This is a genomic window from Paraburkholderia sp. SG-MS1 (assembly GCF_012275575.1).
In the GTDB taxonomy this organism is placed as follows: domain Bacteria; phylum Pseudomonadota; class Gammaproteobacteria; order Burkholderiales; family Burkholderiaceae; genus Paraburkholderia.
In genome coordinates this window covers 123,176-143,219 of sequence record NZ_NPIH01000168.1, presented here as the reverse complement: position 1 = coordinate 143,219, position 20,044 = coordinate 123,176, and the positions used below count along the sequence as shown (strand labels likewise).

16 protein-coding genes, 2 pseudogenes and 1 riboswitch are annotated in these 20,044 nt (G+C 65.1%); of the genes and pseudogenes, 6 read left to right on the top strand and 12 right to left on the bottom strand.

Annotated features, from left to right (window positions below):
• Together CIC12_RS13350 and recC are read right to left on the bottom strand one after the other, a co-directional pair.
• The coding region (locus CIC12_RS13350; RefSeq protein ID WP_168664570.1) for a UvrD-helicase domain-containing protein at positions 1-714 on the bottom strand (714 nt) is incomplete at its 3' end.
• A complete protein-coding gene (recC, locus tag CIC12_RS13345; RefSeq protein ID WP_168664569.1) occupies positions 711-4,097 on the bottom strand; it encodes an exodeoxyribonuclease V subunit gamma in 3,387 nt (1,128 codons plus the stop codon). The genes recC and CIC12_RS13350, both read right to left, overlap by 4 nt.
• A gap of 202 nt (positions 4,098-4,299) precedes the next feature.
• Here recC and CIC12_RS13340 point away from each other — a divergent pair, with 202 nt between their 5' ends.
• Positions 4,300-6,741 (top strand): FUSC family protein, encoded by a 2,442-nt coding sequence (locus CIC12_RS13340; protein WP_168664568.1) that lies wholly within the window; start codon positions 4,300-4,302, stop codon positions 6,739-6,741.
• Between the two features lie 36 nt (positions 6,742-6,777).
• Here the strand turns inward: CIC12_RS13340 and CIC12_RS13335 are convergent, their stop codons facing one another.
• The gene (locus CIC12_RS13335; RefSeq protein WP_168664567.1) at positions 6,778-6,987 is read right to left on the bottom strand and encodes a hypothetical protein; all 210 of its coding nucleotides are present in this window, start codon (positions 6,985-6,987) and stop codon (positions 6,778-6,780) included.
• 219 nt (positions 6,988-7,206) lie between these two features.
• The gene (locus CIC12_RS13330) at positions 7,207-7,680 is read right to left on the bottom strand and encodes an Lrp/AsnC family transcriptional regulator (protein WP_168664566.1); all 474 of its coding nucleotides are present in this window, start codon (positions 7,678-7,680) and stop codon (positions 7,207-7,209) included.
• 298 nt (positions 7,681-7,978) lie between these two features.
• Between CIC12_RS13330 and CIC12_RS13325 the strand changes: the two genes are divergently transcribed.
• Positions 7,979-8,488 carry a cysteine dioxygenase gene (locus CIC12_RS13325; RefSeq protein ID WP_446728005.1) on the top strand — a complete coding sequence of 170 codons (510 nt, stop codon included), beginning with the start codon at positions 7,979-7,981 and terminating at the stop codon, positions 8,486-8,488.
• A gap of 34 nt (positions 8,489-8,522) precedes the next feature.
• On the opposite strand, the gene CIC12_RS13320 is transcribed toward CIC12_RS13325, so the two are convergent.
• The 4 genes from CIC12_RS13320 to CIC12_RS13305 all read right to left on the bottom strand — a co-directional run bounded on the left by CIC12_RS13320 (position 8,523) and on the right by CIC12_RS13305 (position 13,272).
• A complete protein-coding gene (locus CIC12_RS13320) occupies positions 8,523-11,165 on the bottom strand; it encodes a mechanosensitive ion channel family protein (protein WP_168664564.1) in 2,643 nt (880 codons plus the stop codon).
• A 310-nt stretch (positions 11,166-11,475) separates the two neighbouring features.
• Positions 11,476-12,123, bottom strand: coding sequence for an NAD(P)-dependent oxidoreductase (locus tag CIC12_RS13315; RefSeq protein ID WP_168664563.1), 648 nt, complete (start codon positions 12,121-12,123; stop codon positions 11,476-11,478).
• 135 nt (positions 12,124-12,258) lie between these two features.
• The gene (locus tag CIC12_RS13310) at positions 12,259-12,714 is read right to left on the bottom strand and encodes an Rrf2 family transcriptional regulator (RefSeq protein ID WP_168664562.1); all 456 of its coding nucleotides are present in this window, start codon (positions 12,712-12,714) and stop codon (positions 12,259-12,261) included.
• Between the two features lie 87 nt (positions 12,715-12,801).
• Positions 12,802-13,272: a hypothetical protein gene (locus CIC12_RS13305; protein ID WP_168664561.1), complete on the bottom strand. Its 471-nt coding sequence runs from the start codon at positions 13,270-13,272 to the stop codon at positions 12,802-12,804.
• Positions 13,273-13,512: 240 nt separating this feature from the next.
• On the opposite strand from CIC12_RS13305, the gene CIC12_RS13300 reads away from it, so the two are divergent.
• The gene (locus CIC12_RS13300) at positions 13,513-14,094 is read left to right on the top strand and encodes a DJ-1/PfpI family protein (protein WP_168664560.1); all 582 of its coding nucleotides are present in this window, start codon (positions 13,513-13,515) and stop codon (positions 14,092-14,094) included.
• A 149-nt stretch (positions 14,095-14,243) separates the two neighbouring features.
• The gene (locus tag CIC12_RS13295; RefSeq protein WP_168664559.1) at positions 14,244-14,570 is read left to right on the top strand and encodes a hypothetical protein; all 327 of its coding nucleotides are present in this window, start codon (positions 14,244-14,246) and stop codon (positions 14,568-14,570) included.
• A gap of 97 nt (positions 14,571-14,667) precedes the next feature.
• On the opposite strand, the gene CIC12_RS13290 is transcribed toward CIC12_RS13295, so the two are convergent.
• On the bottom strand, positions 14,668-16,344 hold the full coding sequence (locus CIC12_RS13290) for a sensor histidine kinase (RefSeq protein ID WP_168664558.1): 1,677 nt from the start codon (positions 16,342-16,344) through the stop codon (positions 14,668-14,670).
• Between the two features lie 402 nt (positions 16,345-16,746).
• Here CIC12_RS13290 and CIC12_RS13285 point away from each other — a divergent pair, with 402 nt between their 5' ends.
• Together CIC12_RS13285 and crcB are read left to right on the top strand one after the other, a co-directional pair.
• A complete protein-coding gene (locus tag CIC12_RS13285; protein ID WP_168664557.1) occupies positions 16,747-17,934 on the top strand; it encodes an ammonium transporter in 1,188 nt (395 codons plus the stop codon).
• A gap of 229 nt (positions 17,935-18,163) precedes the next feature.
• Positions 18,164-18,225, top strand: a riboswitch (Fluoride riboswitch).
• A 79-nt stretch (positions 18,226-18,304) separates the two neighbouring features.
• Positions 18,305-18,685, top strand: coding sequence for a fluoride efflux transporter CrcB (gene crcB, locus CIC12_RS13280; protein ID WP_168664556.1), 381 nt, complete (start codon positions 18,305-18,307; stop codon positions 18,683-18,685).
• Positions 18,686-18,722: 37 nt separating this feature from the next.
• On the opposite strand, the pseudogene CIC12_RS33100 reads toward crcB, so the two are convergent.
• The 3 genes and pseudogenes from CIC12_RS33100 to CIC12_RS33095 form a co-directional block, all read right to left on the bottom strand.
• Positions 18,723-18,960 (bottom strand): annotated as a pseudogene (locus CIC12_RS33100) (Rieske (2Fe-2S) protein); the annotation flags it as partial.
• A gap of 197 nt (positions 18,961-19,157) precedes the next feature.
• Entirely contained in the window at positions 19,158-19,535 is a 378-nt protein-coding gene (locus CIC12_RS13275) for a DUF3331 domain-containing protein (RefSeq protein ID WP_168664555.1), read from the bottom strand.
• Between the two features lie 270 nt (positions 19,536-19,805).
• A pseudogene (locus CIC12_RS33095) lies at positions 19,806-19,973 on the bottom strand (LysR family transcriptional regulator); the annotation flags it as partial.
• Between the last annotated feature and the right edge of the window lie 71 nt (positions 19,974-20,044).

The window sequence follows — 20,044 nt, the reverse complement described above, 5'->3', positions numbered from 1 at the left end:
GGCGGCATCGAAACCCGCATGCGGATCGGCGCTGGCGCCGCTTGCGTCGACGCTGCCCCAACGCAATTGCGCCAAAGGCTTTTTCAGACGCCGCGCGAGTTGCTCGTCGAGTGAAGCGGGACCGGCGCGTTTGGCCACCAGCCACGCGGCGAAGGCGGGATGCGCATGGGCCGTCGGCTCGACCTGCTCGCGCCAGAAATCGGCGGCCATTTCGAAACGCAAGGCGGCGTCGTCGGCCTCCATCTCGAACGCGAACGGCATCGCCGCGGCGAATGGCGCTTCCTGCAACGCACGCTGACAGAACGCGTGAATCGTGTGAATCGCCGCCTGGTCGAAGGTGCGCAAGGCGCGCCGCACCACCTTCAGCGCGGCGTCGCGTTCGATGCCGCGCTCCGGCGCGAGCGTCGTTTCAAAGAGACGCCGGACGAACGGATCGCCACCGTCGTCGTCCATTTCGATCGCGCGATGCAGTTCCGCGAGACGACCGCGAATGCGCTCGTGCAGTTCCGCGGTCGCCGCCTTCGTGAACGTGACGACGAGGATCTGATCCGCGTTCAGGTTCTTTTCCAGCAGCAGCCGCACATACAGCGCGCAAATGTTCCATGTCTTGCCGGTGCCCGCCGACGCTTCGATCTGGTTGACACCGTCGAGCGAACAGGCGAAGACGTCGAGTTCCTCGGCGACCAGCGCATCACTCTGCACGGCGCCGCTCATGATGCGCTCCGCAGATGCTGGATCAACGGCTCGAAGACGATGGCCGCGAGGCTGCCGAACGGCTCGTCGAGCGTGAGCGGCGTACCGCGCAATGCGATGCGCAACGCGGGGTCGTCCGATTCGCCGCGCACGCGGTCGTTGATCCACACACCTTGGGCCGCCGACTCGCTTTCGCTGACCCGCGTCCATGCGCTCTTCGGAAAAAAGCGCAGCGGCAGCCTGCGCCCCGCCCTGAACAACGCGGCGAGCGGCGCGAGTTCGTCGAGCGGCGCGGCCACCGGCGTGAGCTCGAAGCTCTCGCCACTGCCATGCCACACGGTACGGCGTGGCCCGTCCGGGCGCGCGGCGCAATAGACCAGATGCGCGAGCCACGCGGACAGGTAGTCGCGCGCGCTCGCCTTGGCATAACGAAAAATCACCTGTCCCGTTCCGGTCAGCAGGTTCAATGTGCCGTGCAGTTGCAGCGGTGCTTTCGCTGCCTCGCGAAGCACCCTGTCGTGCGGGCCGAACAACGCGACGGCGAGTTCGGCGCTGTCGGGCCAGCGCGGCGCGATGTCGAGTACGAACGGCAAACGCTCGACACCCTCGGCCAGCTCGCGACGCACGCTCGCGGCAAGCTGGTGCAACGCGCCGAGTTCGCGCGCGCGCCACACCGCACCGGTCGCACCGCCCGGCAACTCGGGACTGGCCGCGGCGACGCGGCGCACGCGCTCGACCATGACGGCGTCGTCTTCAGTGTCGGCATCGAGCAGCACCGGCAACAGCCGATCGGCCAATGCATCACGCCCCGCATAGTCCAGATCGAACGGCTCGATGTCGAGCAATTCGCCCTGAGCATCCGACAGCACAATACCGAGACGATCGCGCAACAATGCCCGCGCCGGATGGCGCCAGAAACGCACGAATTCGTCGAACGCAACGGGCACCGCGTCTTCGGGCGGCAGTGGACGGTCGAAGAACGGCGCGGCGGCGGGATGCTGTGGCGCGGCCAGCAGCGTCGCCAGTTCGGCGCGATCGGCGTTATAGGTGAATAGCTCGGGCCGCGCCGAGAAATAGTCGGACGCGAATGCCTGCAACGGATGATCGACGATGAACGCATGGCGCGCGCGCTCCACGTCGGCGGGACTCGCATCCTCGCCCGCTGAGGTCTGCGCGAGATAGTCGAGCAGTTCATCGACCAGCGCGGCCGGCGGCAACGGCGCGTTATCGCGAATGCTGCGGCCCGTGTACGCGATGAAGAGCCGTTCGCGCGCAGCCAGCAGCAGATCGAGGAACAGATTGCGCTCGTCGTCACGGCGCTGGCGGTCGCCGGCCTTGCCGAACGCGGCCATCAGGTCGAACTCGTCGGCGCGCGCGAGGCTCGGCAGGACGCCGTCGTCCATGCCGAGCAGGCAGACGACCCGAAACGGCAAGCCGCGCAAGCTCGTAAGCGACGAAAACGTCACGCTGCCCCAGGGCACGCCACCGCGCGCGGGGTCGTCGAGCGCTTCGGCAAGCGCGCCGCGCACCACGGCGGCAGGCAGCGTCACGTCTTCGGCGCCCGCTTGCATCGCATCGCTCATCTTGTCGATCGCGTCGCGCACGGCGGCCAGTGAATCCGCAAACTCGACACCGCCGTCGAAACACTGGGCCAGCGTGTCGAGCAGCATTTGCGACCACTCGGCGGGCGTGCGCTCGATCGCGCAGTGCGCCGCGAAGCTGTCGATGTCGTCGACGAAACGCGACAGGCGGCCGAGCAATTCGGCGTCCGAGCCGTCGGCGCCTTCGACCGGCAGCCATGCGTCGACCGGTTCGCCGCCGTCGGGCATCGCATAGCCGAGATAGAGACGCGTGAGCGCGTCCGCGAACGTATGACGGGCGATCGGCACGTGTTCGCCGGTCGGTTCGAGCGGCGCGAGCCCGCGCCGCGCGCCGGCTGCGGCGAGCCATTCCTGTGCGGCTTCGAGCGAGTTCGCATCGATGCCATAGCGCACCGCGATCGCATCGACCCGCAGCCATTCGATCAGGTCCGGCGCCCCCACGCTGCGCTCGGGCAACGCGAGCCAGTCGAGCAACAGGCGCGCGACCGGATTGGCCTGCGACGGCGGCAAACCGGTGATCCGATAGGGAATGCGGCGCGTGTCACCAAGCGGCGTGGTGCCGAACACCGCGTCGATCAACGGACCGGCCGCAGCGAGATCGGAGACCGCGACCATTACGTCCGACGGCTGCAGATCGTCGAACTCGTCGAACCAGCCGAGCAGGCGATCGTGCAGCACTTCGAGCTGCCGCGACAGGCTATGACAAACGTGGACCTCGATGCCGCGCTCGATCGGCAACTCGTCCGCGTCGGTTTCGACTCGCAGGTCGAGCATGCCGTTCTGCACGGCGGCGAGCCAGCTCGGCTCCGGGTTCTCGGTGAAATCACCGGTTTCGCTGGACGCGGCGCTCTCGGTCAACTCATGCAGCATGTGCAACTGCGCCTGAGTCTGACGGCCCCATTCGGCAAGCAGCGGATGGCCCACTTGCTGATAGTCGAGCTGACCGGCGGCGTCGAGCGCCTGCACGCGTCCTTCGCTGACGACATCGAACCAGAACTCGCGGCACGGGTTCATCACGTAAAGACGCACGTCGACCCAGCGCGACAGCGCGCGCAGCAATGCAACATGCAACGGCGGCATGGTGGGCAGCGCGAACACGCTGACTGCTTCCGGCCAATTGGCCCGGGAAATCGCCTCGAGATCGAGCCGGTCGATTTCCTCGAGGAAACGATAGGCGGGCGGCAACGCGGCAGCGGGCGTCTGGGCATTTCCCGCGAGCTCGGCCACCTCGGCGAGCACCGCACGCCACAGCGCCGCCTGCCAGCGTTCGTCCTCACGCGCCGCTTCGCTCGCGCCGGTAAGACGTGGACCGCTGTCGTCCGCCGCACCGCTCGCGAAGATCGATCCGCCCTTCTGCCATTGCAGCAGCCATTCGGGGCGATAGGTCAGATAGTGGTCGAGTACGGTCGCCACGCGCCGCGCGAGTTCATAGCGCATCGACGCGTCCGCCGCGTCGAGATAGGTACGCAGGCGCGGCGACGCATTCCACGGCAATGCTGCGTCAGCTTCACCGAGCAAACGGTAGCAGCGCCACACGAGCCGGTCCGGCGCGAACGGCGAATGCCTCGGCACTTCGATCACGCCGCCGATCTGCGCCCACAGCCATTGCGCGAGATAACCAAAGTTGACATTTGCGCAGATGCCCTGGCGGCTCGCGATATCGAGCTCGAGCCGTCGCCGCACCGCGGCGCTCGGGACGATCACGGGCTGCGCGGTCCACGGGTCGGACGGCGTTTGCGCGAGGTCGTCGAGCAGCGCGCCGACAAGCGTTTCGTAGCGGTTCGAGTAGAAGAGCTGGAGCATGGATTCCGGGTGCGACGGGCGACGAAAGCGCGACGCGCGGGCCGCGTCGGGCATTGAAGCGACAGCATAACAAAGGTGCTCCGAACGCAGAACCTGGCCAATCGGCCAAGGTCGAATCCCGCGCAAAATAAGTTAGACTCGACGGCAGTTCAGGTCCGCCCCTTCAACCGTGTTTGCTCCGTGAATGGAATCCAGGTAGTCGATGCGCTATTCGGTTGAGTTAAGAAAATTCCTTTATAGCCAGTACTTTTATGGCGGCCTGCGCATCGCAGTCGGTGTGTCATTACCGGCCATCCTGTGCCTGATCGTGTTTCACAATCGCGAGCTGGGCTTCACGATCGCCACCGGTGCGCTCGGCGCGTGCGTCGTCGATATGCCGGGCCCCCTTAAGTACAAGCACAACGAGATGCTGGCGTGCACCGTGATCGGCTTTCTGTCCGCGCTCGCCACCGGCCTCGCCACGGTCAACCCGGTCGCGCTGTGGTGCACGGTCGTGCCGCTCACCTTCCTGCTGTCGCTGATCGTCGTATACGGCAACCGCTGGCCGCAGATCAGCTTCGCCACGCTGTTCATGATGATCATGACGCTGGAGGAGCACTTCACGCCGATGCAGGCGCTCGTCAACGCGTCGTGGATTCTGTTGGGCGGCCTCTGGTACACCTACTGGTCGACCTTCGTGAGCCGCTGGATGCTGCATCGTATCGAGCAGCAGGCGCTCGCCGAAAGCGTGTTCGCCTGCGCCGACTATCTGCTTGCGCGCGCCGCGTTCTACGACATCGACAACGATCTCGACGAGTGCTACCGGATTCTCGTCGACAGGCAGATCGCCGCGGTGGAACGTCAGGACGCCGCACGCGACATCGTGCTGCGCAATCTGCCCAGGCTCAAACGCGGCAAGCTCGAACCGCGCCGCGCGATGCTCTTCAACCTGTTCATCAACACCGTCGACCTTCATGAGCTGTTCGTCGGTGCGCACACCGACTATTCGCTGGTTCGCAGCACGTTCGGCGGCTCCGATCTGCTGGTGTTCTACCGCGACCTGATTCGCAAGGCCGCCGAAGACCTCGAGGAAATCGGCCTCGCAGTGCTGCAGAACCAGGCGCCGCGTGCGCGCGTGAACGTCAAGGCGGAATTGCGCGCGATCGAGTTCGAAATCGAACTGTTGCGCAAGCAGGACCTGCCGGCCAAAAACCCCGAAGGCTATTCGGCCGTGTCGTCCAGCTTCCGGCGCATCTGGAGCGCCACGCGGCTGATCGACAAGATGCGCAAGAGCCTGTCGAGCGAGCCGAGCGCGACCGAAACCGAGTTGCGCATCGACCAGGCGTTGAGCCGTTTCGTGTCGAGCCGCCGCGTGCCGTTCGGGCAGATTTTTTCGAACCTGACGATGGCGTCGCCGAGCTTCCGTCACGCGCTGCGCGTGACGATCGCGGTGGCCGTAGGTTTCTGGCTCGGCCGTCTGCTGCCGCTCACCAATGCGTACTGGATCGTGATGACCACCGTCATCATTCTGAAGCCCGGCTATTCGCTCACCAAGCAGCGCAATGGGCAGCGGATCGTCGGTACGCTGATCGGCTGCGCGGCGAGCATCGCGCTGATCATCTTCGTGAAGGAACCGCACATCGTCATGGTGGCGATGTTCGCGTCAATGGTGATGAGCTACAGCCTGCTGCTGTTCAACTACACGGCGAGCGTCGTGTTCACGTCGTCGTATGTGCTGCTGCTGTTCCATCTGCTTGCGCCGGGCAGCATGCGCATCATCGGCGAACGCGCGATCGACACGGTGGTCGGCTGCGCGATCGCGATCGCGGCGAGCCATCTGTTCCCGTACTGGGAATACCGGCTGATGGGCAAGCTCGTCAACACCATGATCAGTGCGACGCGCCACTACCTGGAGGCGAGCTGGTGGTGGAGCGGCAAGCCGGCCGCCGCAGTGGCGGCCGTCGTGACCGAAGCCGGTGCGCGCGCGCCCGCTGCGGCGATGGCCGATCCGGCGGTCGGCTTCGCCGGACCCGCGCTGGCAACAGCGGGCGCCACGCAGCCGATCGCGGAGGCCGGCGCCCAAGCAGGCACCGCCATCGTCAGCAATGCGACCGCCCGGCCGGTGGCCGGCGCCTCCGCTGCCGCGGCGGCGGCGGCCACCGCACTCGATCGCGACTACAACTACCGGCTCGCGCGCAAGAACGTCCATGTTGCGTTCGCCAATCTCGGCCAGGCGTTTCAGCGGATGATGCTCGAGCCGAAGTCCGCGCAGATGTTCGTGCCGGAGTTGAATGGGCTGCTGGTGCGCAGCCACGTGCTCGCATCGCAAATCACGGCGGCCGCGCCGCTGTTGCGCACTTCCGCGCAGCAACAGCAGCAAGTCGAAGACGTCTCGCTACAACCGCTGCAGCGCGCGCTGAGCGTCGTGCGCGACAACCTCACCGAAGCGGAAGCCGGCACCCCATTGCCTGCCGAACAGGCCGAGCAGATCAAACTGCTGAGCCGCGATCTCGATGCGATGGTGGTTGAAACGGAGAAGACGCCGGGCTATTCGACGGAGGCCGTGCATGACATGAAATTGCTCGCTCATCAATGCAAGCAGATGCTGGCGGCGGCGGCGCTGATCCGCAAGGATGCCAGCGTGATTCGCTTGCCGGAGGCGTGAAGCGGCAAGCAGACCGGGCACGTGCGCGCGTCGTTGTTACTGCGCTGCGCCGCTCGCCGGCTTGAGGGCGGTCGCCGCGGCCGCCGCTTCCGATGAGATGGATGGCACCGCCGTGTTCTGGCTGTCGAACTCGTGCTTTTCGCGGATGGCGTTGTAGAAAATCGTGGCGATCACCACCAGTATCGCAATCACGATGAAGACGGCAACGCCAAAGGTCGGGTTCTTCTTGCGCGGCGGTTTGTTCATGAGGCAGGCTCGGTTCGCGAAGCGGTTGAGGATGGTTTTGACGAACGCGGCATTCTACGCGCACTGAGCTTGCACATGGCTTGCAACGGGGCGGCAAGTGACGCTTTGGCCGAGGGGCTTGCCGATGGTTGACGCGTGAGTTGGCGCATCATTGCAACACCGGCTTGCCATTCGATGCAGCAAGTGCCGCACCCGCCGGAACGTGAAAGAGGCGCTCGCTCACGTCACCGCCGAAGCGCGCACCGGCAACGCCGTCGAGTACTTGATCTGCTCCATCGCAAAGCTCGAACTCACGTCGTACAGCGGCACGGCGGCAATCAACAGTTTGTAGATCCGGTCGTAATCGTCGATATCGGACACGACCACGCGCAGCAGATAATCGGTTTCCCCGCTCATCCGGTACACCTCGACCACTTCCGGAATCTCCTCAACGGCACGCGTGAAGGTTTGCGCCCACGCCTGCGTGTGCTGGTTGGTGCGCACGGCGACGAACACCGTCGTGCCCACGCCAAGCTTGCGCGCATCGCAAAGCGCCACCTGCGCGCGAATCACGCCCGCTTCTTTCAGACGCTGCAGCCGCTTCCAGCATGGCGTTTGCGACAGGTTCACGCGCTGCGCGAGTTCGGCGATCGGCATGGTCGCGTCTTCCTGCAGCAGTTCAAGCAGCTTCCGATCGATGATATCCATTCCCATTTCAACACCCCCATAGGAAGTTATTCTACTTTTAGGACTTCAAGGGGAATTATATGGAAACTCTTTCTCCGGTCAAACAGGTATAAATATCGCTGTCCCAAAGAACCGGCGAGCAGCCTTCCGCTGCACCACGACCATGAGCCAAGACGCCCGCGCAACCTCGTTCGACCGCTTTCACGATTCCCGCTCGCTCCTCGCGCAAGCGGCTCGAACCACGCCATCCCAACTGCCCGCAGAAACGTCATCGCACGCTCTTCAGCGGGCGCCGCTCGCACGTCTGTGCGATGCGCTCGACGCGATGTTCGAAGCCTGCGTGAAATTCCCGCAGCCGCCGGACTCGAGGTTCTTCGCGCGCAGCATGCGCCTCGCGCTCGCCGAAGCGGCGGCGAGCCCGGCGTTTCTCACACCGGCGCAACGTGAGGGCTCGACGGAGCACTACCGGCGTCACCTGCTAGCCGCCGATCCGCATGGCCGTTATGCCATCGCGGCGCTGGTGTGGCAGTCGCGCCAGATGAGTCCCGTGCACGCGCATCACACGTGGTGCGGTTATGCGGTGCTCGAAGGCACGTTGAGCGAGACGATCTTCGAATGGGACGGCGCGCGGCATTGCGCAAGCGCCACCCGCGTGCAGGCGCGCACGCAGGGTGCGGTGTCGTTCGTGCGCGGCGGTCGCGGCGGCATTCATCGGCTGGGCAATGACGGCGAGGCGCCCGCCGTCTCGTTGCATATTTACGGCGTGTCGGGCGCGCAGATCGCTACCCACGTGAACGACGTCGTGCGCGCGGACGCTTCGCCGATGCCGGTCTGACAGACACGCGCCGCCGCACCGCCCGCGCTTTCCATCAACTCTTGCCGCCCGCTTCTCCCGCCGTGGGAATCTGCGGTGGGATCGGCGCAGTGCCGGTCGGCGGCGGCGCCGGACGCGGCTCGTGCGACACATCGCGCGCCACGGCCAGTGACGCATGCGTGGCATGCTTCGACACGCCGGCCGCCGCCTCGACAGGCTGATGCGCATGCCCGGCAAAGCCCGCCATTTCGTCATCCTGCAAAGGCTGCCCCTCGCTATCTTTCGACGATGTGTAGACCCGCATCTGCGGCACCGGAATCTCGATCCCCGCTTCGTCCATCTTGAGTTTGAGCCGCAGGTTGAACGCGCGCGCCACACTCCATTGCTGCAGCGGCCGCGTCTTGATCTGCCCTTTCACGACCATCCAGTTCGGATCGAAACGGTCGAGACCCCACACTTCGATCGGTCCGAGCATCTCGCGACGGTAACGGAAGTCGGCCATCAGATCCGCACCGACCTCGCGAATCAGTTGCGTGATCAGATCGACGTCGGTGGAAAACGCCATTCGCACTTCGAACACCGCATAAGCAAAGTCGCGCGACAGGTTCTTGACGATCTTGATCTGCGAAAACGGAATCGCGTGAATCGCGCCCTGGCCGTCGCGCAGACGCACGGTGCGGATCGACAGATGCTCGACCGTGCCCGCATGGCCGCCGTCCACGTCGATCCAGTCGCCGACCGAAATCGTATCTTCGATGATGATGAAGAGCCCCGTGATCAGGTCGGTCACGAGCGACTGCGCGCCAAAGCCGATCGCGAGACCGATCACACCGGCGCCCGCCAGCAGCGGCGTCACATTGATGCCGAGGTTCGCCGCCGTGACGATGCCCGCAATCGTCATGATGGTCACGAGCAGTACGTTGCGCACGAGCGGCAGCATCGTGCGCGCGCGCATGCTCGGACTGCGCGACTTGGTGCGCGGGCCGGCCGGATTGAGCGCTTCGGTAATCGCGGTATCGACCAGAATCCACAACAGCCACGCAATGAACACGGTCGCGACGATCGCCGTCACGGCATGCGCGATACCGCGCGCCGCGACGTTCTGCTCGACCATCGCGGCAAGCGACACGCCCCACAGACGCGCCGCGAATTCGAAGAAGAACAGCCAGATGAAGAGCGTGAGCAACGTGCCGAAAAAACGCAATAGCCGCGTCAGATACGGCGAGCGGCGACGGGCGCGCGCGCTGCGCGGGCGCGTCATGCGCAACACGATGGCCGACAGGAAAAACGCCAGCACCAGCAACAGCGCGGTCACCACCGAAATCTGCAGCACGTTTTCGCTGGAACCCGAACCGCCGAGCGTCGCGACCACCGACGCCGTCGCCAGGACCAGCACGGGCACGTGCCAGAGCGCGGCGAGTACGTCGAACGCGTCGGTCGCGGCCTTGTGATGGTGGCGCTGCTCGTAGGGCCGGTTGCGGATCAGATGCGCGACCGGCCGGCGAAACGCGAGCGCGAAATAGCCGGTCAGCACGGCAGCCGTCATGTTGGCGGCGGTCGAAATCAACGCGGCGAGATTCGAGCCGAGCTGATGCGCGACGTCGTAATTGACGGCCGCGTCGCCGAGCGCGCCACACACGCCGACCGCAAACAGCAGACGCCGCGCATGATCGATCAGCAGACGCACCGCGATGCGCCGATGCCCCGAGCCGAACAGCGAGAACATGATCAGGCAGATCGCCGAAAACACCGCGCCCGCGACGATCGCATAGGCGACCACCATGCCGAGCGTGCGGCCGAGCGCGTCGGGCATCGCCCGCACGAACAGCAGCGCCGCGACGAAGGCGATGATCCACGGACCGACGCGGCGCAGCGCGAAGATCAGCAGCTCGCGCGTGGTCGGATTCGGATTCAGCTGCATGACGATGCCAAAGCGCCGGTACAGCCGGTGTTGCAGATAGATCAGCGCGCCGGCGCAGGCGCCCCAGCCAGCCAGCATCGCCAGCATCGAGAACAGCACGCGGCCGAAGCTCTCGCGCCCCTGGCTGGTGATGATCGTGTAGAGCTCGTTGCCGGCCGCATTGAAGCGTCCGCCCCAGTAACGCACGGGCGTGCGGCCCTGATGCACGTCCGCTTCGAACGACGCGATGCCCGACGCGATCGCGCCGAGCAGACCGGGACTCGGTTGCGCGGGCGCGGGCGTGGCTGGCCCAACGTTCTGCGAGACGTCGCGCAGCTTCTTGAGCTGCGTGACGAGCGCGGTGCGCTGGCGATCGTTGTCGAGCGTGGCGATCACACTGTCGAGCGAGCGGGTCAATTCCGCCTGGCTCGCGGGCGACGGTGCGGACGCCGCGTCGGGGGCCGACGCGGCCGACGCGACTGGCGTGGGCGTTGCCGTCGCGCTGTTGATCAGGCTCTGCAAGGCGGGGATGAGCGGCGTGCTGGGCGCACTGGCCGGTGCGCTGGCGGGCGCGCCGGCAGCCAGCACCGACACGGGCACCGCGCCGGCGCAGAGGATCAGCGCGATGCCGAGCTCGGCCATCCATGCGCCGAACCATGTCGCGACACGCGCGCGCACTGTCGGGCGCATGCCGAAGCCGGGTCGGCGTGAGAAAAAATGAGGGGCGGTGCGGGTCGCCGGCTGCCCGCCGTTGGACGGCGTAGCCTCGGACTCACGCCGCGACGGGCATGATTGCATGGCAATCCGTAGGAAAACGGGAGTCGCCAGTGTAGCCGCAGTTTTGCCCGGCGCGCCCGAACATGCGTAACCGAATGTTAGGGCGCTTGCGCGGGCTTCGAAAGCACAGCAAGGCGAGCTCCACCCTTCCCTCGCGGCGCGCTTTACGCTATCGGCGTCGCCGCGGCGCGCCGGCCATGACGCAGCGAGGTGGCGGCACCGCTTTCTCGACTTGCCGCTGCCATCGCGAACCGGATCGCCTGCGCTCCTCCCCCACGGTGAGGGTGAAAACACCCCGTGCTCGCACCGCCCGCCTTCGTCGGTGTCGGCGTCAGTAGGCGACCGTCGCGATCTGATGGATGAAGCGTCCCTGCTCCAGTTCATCGACGAACGCGATCGCGTAGTCTTCCGCGGAAACGCGGCTATTGCCTTCGGCGTCGGCCAACAGCGTGTTCGCGCCGGTGCGGAACCGGCCGGTGCGCTCGCCGGGCGCGATCAGCGCGGCCGGCGCGAAGAAAGTCCAGTCGAGATCAGTGATGCCGCGGTAGTAGTCGAATGCGTCGCGATGCGCGAGCGCAATCGCCTTGTACGCGTCGGGAAAACCATCCGTATCGACCAGTTGCTTGCCTGGGGCGACTTCAAGCGAACCCGCGCCGCCCACCACGACGACGCGCTTCAACCCCGCCGCGCGCACGCCTTCGACGAGCGCGCGAGTCGCCCTCGTGAGCATCGCGAGGTCGTCCTGCGGCGGAGCGTAAGCACTGGCCACGACATCGTGCCCGCGCACCGCGGCGCCGACGCTTACAGCGTCGAGCAGATCGGCTTGGGCCGCTTGCAGATTCGCCACGTCGGTCGGCACACGCGCCGGATTGCGCGCCAGCGCCGTCACCTGATGCCCGCGACGGGCCGCTTCCGCGGCGATCCGCGAACCGATCATGCCGGTCGCACCGAACAACCCGATTCTCAGTTGCCTGCTCATTTTTCTAACTCCTGAAGGATTTATATGTAACTGTATTGATTACATATATAGCGAAAAAAGAGGGGCTCGCGCCCCCGTCCGTTTTTCAGACGCCTGTGCCGCACATGCGCCCTCCAATACCGCTTCGTCACCGCCTCATCCGTGCGCACGCCGCTTGCGCTCACGCTGCTTCTCCGCGCGCACCACGTCGGCTGTGGCGTCGGCTAGCGTCCGTGCGCCGAGCGACGCTTCCATCGCCTCCTGCGCTTCGTCGATGATGCCGCGCAGCACGCCTTGAATATTGCGCCCGACCATGCACGCCGGATTCGGCTCCTCGCGATGCAGCGCGAACAATTGCGCGTCATCCACCGCACGGTACACGTCGAGCAACGTGATCTGCGCGGGCGCACGGGCCAGCAACGCGCCGCCGCCCGAGCCGAGCTGCGACGTGGTGAGACCCGCCTCGGCCAGCATGGTCAACAGCCGGCGGATCAGCGCAGGATTCGTGTTCACGCTGCCCGCGATCAGCTCCGACGAAAGCGGCACGCCCTCCTGCAGCGACAACAGCGCCAGCACATGCACCGCAAATGCAAACCGGCTACTCGTATTCACAACAAACCCGCCCGGCGACCACAATGTGTAACCATAGTAATTACATTTAACCCTGCCGTCAAACGGACGATCGAACCAGCTGGCACGTCACTTGTCCATCTGCTTTTGCGCGTCGGCCGAATCGCCCGCTGACGAAGCCGCCGCGTGCGCCGACGACGCCGTATTCTGCGTCGACCACTCCTGCAGCTTGCGCCCCGCCGTTTCGAGGCTCTGGCCGGTGAGCGACGCGGCCTTGCCGAGTTGCGCGTGAGTCGCGCTCGCCGCGCTTTGAAGATTGGCCTGCGCGCTCGAAGCAAGGGCGCTCGGGTCGATGTTGATCGACGGCGCGGAGGCGGATTCGAGGTTCTGCTGCGCGGCGGATCTGGTCGCATCGACCTGCTGGCCGACGTAGCTCGCCGCCTGGTCGAGCTTCTGACCCGCGAGCTGGGCGGCGTCGTTGAGCTTGCCGGATACCTGTCCGGCCGACGCATCGTTCTTCTGGCACGCGGCCAGTGCGCCGAATACGACGACCACGACCGCGGCGCGGCGCAACAACGAGCAATAGAGAGATGAAGTCATGTTTGAATTGAGCCGCATCGAGCGGCCTCCACGTGCGAAAACGCGCTCATCATACGCCGTTGCGCCGCACTCACTCACTGGAAGCGCGAGCCGCCGTGTTTGCGGCACGGTGCGCCATGCGAGGACGCTCGCTCACGCGATCCGTCGCCGTTCTGTCAAACGCGATGGAGTAGACTGCATGAGCATCGATGAATGTCGAAATGGGTTCGCTGTTTTCCATTGATCAACTGGAGGCATACGATGGCGGCAAAGAAGATTTTGTTTCTGACCGGCGACTTCGCCGAGGATTACGAAACAATGGTGCCGTTTCAGGCGCTGCAGGCAGTCGGCCATATCGTCGACGCGGTCTGTCCGGACAGGAAAGCGGGTGACCGGATCAAGACCGCGATCCACGATTTCGAGGGCGACCAGACCTACACCGAAAAGCCCGGGCATCAGTTCACGCTCAACGCGTCGTTCGACGACGCCGATCCGCGCCAGTACGACGCGCTGGCAATCGCCGGCGGCCGCGCGCCGGAGTATCTCCGGCTCAATCCCAAAGTGATCGAGGTGGTGCGGCAGTTCGCCGAAGCGGGCAAGCCGATCGCCGCCGTCTGTCACGGCGCGCAACTGCTGGCTGCCGCCGACGTCATTCGCGGCAAGCGCATTTCCGCGTACCCGGCCTGCGCGCCCGAAGTGAAACTGGCTGGCGGCGAGTACGCCGACATTCCGGTCGACGCGGCGATCACCGACGCCAATTTCGTCACCGCCCCGGCATGGCCCGCGCATCCCGAATGGCTGCGCCAGTTCCTCGTGCTGCTCGGCACGCGGATCGAACTTTAAGCTAGCGCGACATTGACGGCGAGCGCCCTGCCCGCGTGGCACCAGGCGTTCGCCGGAACACGGCACAACATTTTGCATTTGAGATTCGTCCGATAGTTCGCACCGTAAAACCTTTCTAAAGTCTCGGGCTGACTTGGGAGTGTTTTTCGATGGAACTGATCGACTGGATCGTCATTCTCGCCATCACACTGATGGCTATCGCATTCTTCTGCGCGCGCACGCCGGCCAACTGGTCGAGCGACAACCGCGCACGGCGCGTAACCGGCACACGCATGCTGGTTCAGGCCGCGTGTTCGATCTGGGCGGCACTGCTGATCGTCGCGCGCGGCCTCTTCACGATCGGCGGCCTGCCCGGTTTGCAGCCCGCACCGATCGAGGCATTGACAGGCGTCGCCGTTCTGCTCGCCTTCGGCTGTTACTGGTCGATTCGCGGCAGCAAGCTGCTCAAACCGCGGCGCATCTTCGCCGCGCACTGAAGCGCCTGGCCGGCATGCTCATGAGCCCGCGCCGATCAGCGCGAGTCGATACCGGGCGCGGTGTCGACGCAATGCACTGTCCGGTTGTCACCTGCTCTCACGCCTTCACGACCGTCGAAGTCCGCGCGCCAACGGCGCTCGCCCGTATTGACGGAGAACCTCCCGCTGCGGCAGCCGCTTCCTCAGACCGCATACCGGCTTCGGGCAGCGACAGATAAAAGGTCGTCCCCTGTCCCTCCTGCGACTCCGCCCACACGCGTCCGCCGTGCCGCTCCACCATCCGGCGCACGAGCGCGAGGCCGATACCCTCGCCGGCGGTCGAATTGCCGTGCAATCGCTGAAAAGCGTTAAAAAGCCGCGGCAAAGCCACCGCCGGAATGCCTTGGCCGTTGTCGCGCACATAGAAAATGCGTAACGAATGCACCCCGGGCGGCGCTGGCGTCGTCCCGATTTCGATCTTGCCCTCGCGCGCCGGGTCGAGATAATTCACCGCATTGCCCACCAGGTTCGCGAACACCTGCTCGAGCGCGGTCGGATCGCCCCACACTGCAGGCAACTCGCCGACGCTCACGCGAGCACGCCGCGTGCGGATCGAGCCCTGCATCGCATCGATCACCCGCTGCGCGATGTCCTGCACGTCCACCTTCTGCCAGCGATACTCCACGCGACCGACCCGTGACAGGCGCAACAGCGCATCGATGATGTGCGACGCCCGCAGCACGGCCGTCTGCAGATAATGCAGCGCTTCGCCGATATCCTCGTCGACCACCCGTTCGATTCGCTGCCGCGACTGCTCGGCGAGCGCCGACTCGCGCACCGTCACGCGCAGTTCGTCACAGGCGCGGATCAGTTCCTTCGAGAAGCCTTGCAGATTCACCAACGGCGCACGCAGATCGTGCGACACGCTGTAGATGAACATCTCGTTTTCCTGGGTCTGCTGTCGCAATGTCTCGTTGATCTGCGCCAGTTCGCCGGTGCGGCGCGTGAGGTCCGCCTGGAAGCGCGCCTGAATGCGCTCGGCTTCGAGCAGACGCCGGCTCGTCTCATGCAAGGTCAGATCCAGGCGGGCGATTTCATCGCGACCGGTGTCGAGCGGCGCCAGCGGTTCGTTGCCCGCGAGGCGCCCCGCGTTGTCGGACAGGAGCGCGAGCCGTCCGCGCACACCGCGCGTGAACCACCAGATTGCCAGCGCCACGAACAGCAGCGAGCCGAACGCCGCCGCGGCGATCAAAGTCTGCTGCTGTTCGCGAGCCACGCCGGCGGCGCTCGAGCGCAGCGCGTCGATGCGCCGCTCTTCCGCCTGAAATGCGACCATCTGCTGACGCAAGCGCTCGAGCGCGTCGCTTGTCGCGGGATCGCGCAAGCGTTCAAGCACATCATGCCGCAACCCCGAGCGCAGCAGATCCTGAATCCGGTCCGACCATTGGCGATACGCCTGCACGGCCTGCCGCACCTGCACCACACGCTCGACCTGAGCCGGGTTGTCGGCGACCAGTTCAGCCAGCCGGTCGATGCGGCGGTCGACATCCACCCATACCGCGACCGGCGTGGCAAAGCGCGTGTCGTTGGCGAGCACCGCACCGCGCAGCGCCACGGATTCGCCCAGCACCGGATCGAGAATCGCCGCGCTCTGGCGCAGCACGTCTTCACTATGAATGGCCCACCGCTCCGCCAGCGCCGCGTCGGACTGGGCCTTGACCAGTCCGGACAGCAGCGCCAGTTCGAACACAGCCGGAATGGCGATCAGCAACAGGCCTTTAGTCGTCAGTCTCATGCGTGCCCATTGAAGCTCGTTGCCCGTAGATCGTTCACGGGGTCGGCACATTATGTCGACGTTTGCCGAGGAAAACAAAGACGCTCGCGCACGCTGCGCCGCGCGTTTTTCTCGGGCGCCCGAACGCACCCCGCAAAGCGCGTCAGTATTTTGAATTAAATGTAATTAAAATCGAATGTTACGCCCTCATATGGATCATTCGGACGGCACGCTCAAGCATGTGCACTTAATTTGTGCTTGTCGTGTCTCTCCCGGTGCACCCCTCGGAGCGTGGGTCAATGTACCTGCATGAGAAGAATCCCACGCCGGTGCTGGATTGCACCTTATCGACGCTTCTCGGCACAGCTTTGGCCCACTTCTTGCGTTCATTGCCCGCTTTTTTGGCATACGCGGGACACATCGATGGAAAGTCTGAAAACCGGCACCGACACCCTGTTTCTGCTGCTCGGTGCCGCGATGGTGCTGGCCATGCACGCAGGGTTTGCGTTTCTCGAACTCGGCACGGTCCGCAAAAAGAATCAGGTGAACGCGCTAGTCAAGATTCTCGTGGACTTTTCCGTCTCGACGATCGCGTATTTCTTCATCGGCTACACGATTGCGTACGGCGTGCAATTTTTCGGCAGCGCCGAGTCGCTGGCCGCGCACAACGGTTATGCGCTGGTGCGCTTTTTCTTTCTGCTGACCTTCGCCGCCGCCATTCCGGCGATCGTGTCGGGCGGCATCGCGGAGCGCTCGAAATTCAATCCGCAACTGTTCGCGACCTTCGTGCTGGTCGGCTTCGTTTATCCGTTCTTCGAGGGAATCGTGTGGAACGGGCGTCTTGGCGTCCAGGACTGGCTCGCCCACGTGTTCGGCGCGCCGTTTCACGATTTCGCCGGCTCGGTGGTGGTGCACGCGTTCGGCGGCTGGGTCGCGTTGCCGGCGGTGCTGCTGCTGGGCGCGCGGCACGGGCGCTACCATCGGGACGGCGGCATTGCCGCGCATCCGCCATCGAATATTCCGTTCCTCGCGCTGGGGGCGTGGGTGCTGACGGTCGGCTGGTTCGGCTTCAACGTGATGAGCGCACAGACGGTCGACAAGATCAGCGGCCTCGTCGCCGTCAATTCGCTGATGGCGATGGTCGGCGGCACGCTGAGCGCGTGGTTCGCCGGCCGCAACGATCCGGGCTTCACCTATAACGGCCCGCTCGCCGGTCTGGTGGCGGTCTGCGCCGGCTCGGACGTGATGCATCCGCTCGGCGCGCTGGTGACGGGCGGCATCGCGGGCGCACTGTTCGTGTATATGTTCACCTGCGTGCAGAACCGCTGGCGCATCGACGACGTCCTCGGCGTGTGGCCGCTGCATGGGCTGTGCGGCGCGTGGGGCGGCATCGCAGCGGGGATTTTCGGTCAGCACGCGCTCGGCGGCATGGGCGGTGTGTCATTCGGCTCGCAGCTGATCGGCACGCTGGGCGGAATCGCAGTGGCGTCGCTCGGCGGCTCGCTCGTGTACGGCGCAATCCGTTTGACGGTGGGCCTGCGGCTCGACCAGGAAGACGAATACAACGGCGCGGACCTGTCGATTCACAAGATTTCGGCAACGCCGGAGTGACAGGCAGGAAGTGGCTTGGTGCGAGCGCCGCGGGCGGCACCTTCCGCGTGGGAGCACAGCGTTGACGCGCCACCCATGCGAGCGCACCGCTCACGCCGGGCGTCCGGCGCTCACCTTGCGCCACTCGATCGCGACGCGCGCCGCTTCGAGCGCGAGCGCGGACGAAAACCGGCGCGCACGCCATCGATGCGGCTCGCACCTGTCCCCACATGCTCCGCCGATGGTAGACTTCGACGCCGGAGATGGCATTCTCCATTAACCGCCCTCGTGGCTGATGATGCCTACTTCGCCCGGATGACTGCGGACGCGGCATCGTCCCGCCTACGCTCACCCGGTTTGTCGACACTTCGGTCCGTTCAGGTCTTCTTCCATGTATTGGTCCTTTCTCGCTGTCGCCATTGGCGGCGCGCTCGGCTCGCTATTTCGCTGGTTTCTCGGCATCCGCCTGAACGGTATGTCGAGCGGCCTGCCGCTCGGCACGCTCGCCGCCAACGTGGTGGCCGGCTACATCATCGGCGTCGCGGTCGCGGGATTTGCGAGGGTTCCGCAGATCGCGCCCGAATGGCGGCTCTTCGTCATTACCGGCCTGATGGGCGGCCTTTCCACTTTCTCGACGTTCTCCGCGGAAGTCGTGCAGCGCTTGCAGGACGGCCGGCTCGGCTGGGCCGCAGGCGAGATCGTCATTCACGTGAGCGCGTCGCTCGCGATGACCATCCTCGGCATTGCAACCGTTTCGCTGTTGTCACGCTGAAGATGCGGCGACCAGGTTGCCGTCGAAGTTATCGAGCGTCATCGAAGCTGAACAGCGCACTTGCCGGGCACACCTGAGCACCTGTGCCTTGTAACAAACGACGGTTCCGGACTGAAATCGAGGGGAACCGAAAAGTGTGGGCAATGATTTACGTATGCCAACGCGTTCAGCCCAGGCCGCACGACCACCACGGTACGGCCAGCACGCCCTTCATCAATGACGCGCGCACCGCCATCCGGGCGCTCGGCAAACCGACATGACGGGCTTTCACTCATTGCTGACATCCGCTGCTCAGCGCTCCCAAGGCTTCAGTGCCCAGCTCCCAGTAAGGGGGTAGGCACTCCACCTGCAGCGCGGCTGTTCGGTTGCCTTACACCCTCTCGAGCGAGCAAATCCGTCTTTATCTAGATCGATGATGAATGGTGGCGAGTCAATTCATCCACGCAAGTCGGATTACAGACCGGGGGGAGAACTATCGACGCAGCACCGAAGCAAGGATCATGTCGAGCGCATTCGGCGGCGGTGCTGCGCCACGGTAGAACGGCCGGAACACCACGTCGCCCCGTTTGACCGACATGCCGCTGACCGCGCAGACGCCGCAGACGCGCGCATAGCTGGCGCGCCAGGTCTGATCGAGATAGCGGCCGCGTGTGGCGTCGCTCCACGAAACGAGCACGGTCGTGTCGGTTTGCCATTCGATGCTTCGTATCGTAGCGACGCCGCACACCGCGCCCGCTGCGCGCCCCCCTCGCTTGCGACGCCCCGAAGTCAGGCGAACCGTGGAAGCGGTGTCGTGCCAATGCGAGCTTAGCCGTCCGATAATCTGAGACCACGGGTCCAGTCCACACATCTGCGGCTCTCCTGCGACTTTCGGTCTGCGATCGCGTGCAGCGCGCATCGCGTCAGTTTTGGCACTTTGATTTAGCGCAGGCCACTCGTCGACCAACCTGTTGCCGCTGGCGCCACTGTCGATAGCAAAGATCGTCAAGGTTCTTTTCTCCGTAGAAAGTGTGTCGGGCCGGCCCTGTTGCTCCGTCAGCGCGCAGGTGGATCGTAGTTGCGCGACGGGCCGCCGGGAAGGCTTACGCCACGACGCATCGTGTTGCCTGCAAAGCACCAATCAGCGTGCCGGCACTGCCGTCATGATGGTCAGACATGGCAGGTCGAGCGCGCGCATTTGCTCCGCCATGTAGCCGATGAAGACGCGGATGCTCGCTGGCGGATGCTTGCGGCTGAGATAACCCAGGTAATGACCGCGATCGTCCGGCGCATATTGGGCCGGACAGGAATCAGGCGCTCCCGCCGCAATAGGTCATCTGCTTGTCTGCGCGACACACGTTCGGCTGCGCTATGGCAGGT

What these genes read in the sequence shown, in the direction of transcription:
- CIC12_RS13330 (WP_168664566.1), bottom strand. Translation starts at nt 7,680, where the DNA reads ATGGGAATGGATATCATCGATCGGAAGCTGCTTGAACTGCTGCAGGAA.
- CIC12_RS13290 (WP_168664558.1), bottom strand. Translation starts at nt 16,344, where the DNA reads ATGAGACTGACGACTAAAGGCCTGTTGCTGATCGCCATTCCGGCTGTG.
- CIC12_RS13325 (WP_446728005.1), top strand. Translation starts at nt 7,979, where the DNA reads ATGTTCGAAGCCTGCGTGAAATTCCCGCAGCCGCCGGACTCGAGGTTC.
- CIC12_RS13315 (WP_168664563.1), bottom strand. Translation starts at nt 12,123, where the DNA reads ATGAGCAGGCAACTGAGAATCGGGTTGTTCGGTGCGACCGGCATGATC.
- CIC12_RS13275 (WP_168664555.1), bottom strand. Translation starts at nt 19,535, where the DNA reads ATGTGTGGACTGGACCCGTGGTCTCAGATTATCGGACGGCTAAGCTCG.
- CIC12_RS13340 (WP_168664568.1), top strand. Translation starts at nt 4,300, where the DNA reads ATGCGCTATTCGGTTGAGTTAAGAAAATTCCTTTATAGCCAGTACTTT.
- CIC12_RS13295 (WP_168664559.1), top strand. Translation starts at nt 14,244, where the DNA reads ATGGAACTGATCGACTGGATCGTCATTCTCGCCATCACACTGATGGCT.
- CIC12_RS13335 (WP_168664567.1), bottom strand. Translation starts at nt 6,987, where the DNA reads ATGAACAAACCGCCGCGCAAGAAGAACCCGACCTTTGGCGTTGCCGTC.
- crcB (WP_168664556.1), top strand. Translation starts at nt 18,305, where the DNA reads ATGTATTGGTCCTTTCTCGCTGTCGCCATTGGCGGCGCGCTCGGCTCG.
- CIC12_RS13305 (WP_168664561.1), bottom strand. Translation starts at nt 13,272, where the DNA reads ATGACTTCATCTCTCTATTGCTCGTTGTTGCGCCGCGCCGCGGTCGTG.
- CIC12_RS13320 (WP_168664564.1), bottom strand. Translation starts at nt 11,165, where the DNA reads ATGCAATCATGCCCGTCGCGGCGTGAGTCCGAGGCTACGCCGTCCAAC.
- recC (WP_168664569.1), bottom strand. Translation starts at nt 4,097, where the DNA reads ATGCTCCAGCTCTTCTACTCGAACCGCTACGAAACGCTTGTCGGCGCG.
- CIC12_RS13300 (WP_168664560.1), top strand. Translation starts at nt 13,513, where the DNA reads ATGGCGGCAAAGAAGATTTTGTTTCTGACCGGCGACTTCGCCGAGGAT.
- CIC12_RS13285 (WP_168664557.1), top strand. Translation starts at nt 16,747, where the DNA reads ATGGAAAGTCTGAAAACCGGCACCGACACCCTGTTTCTGCTGCTCGGT.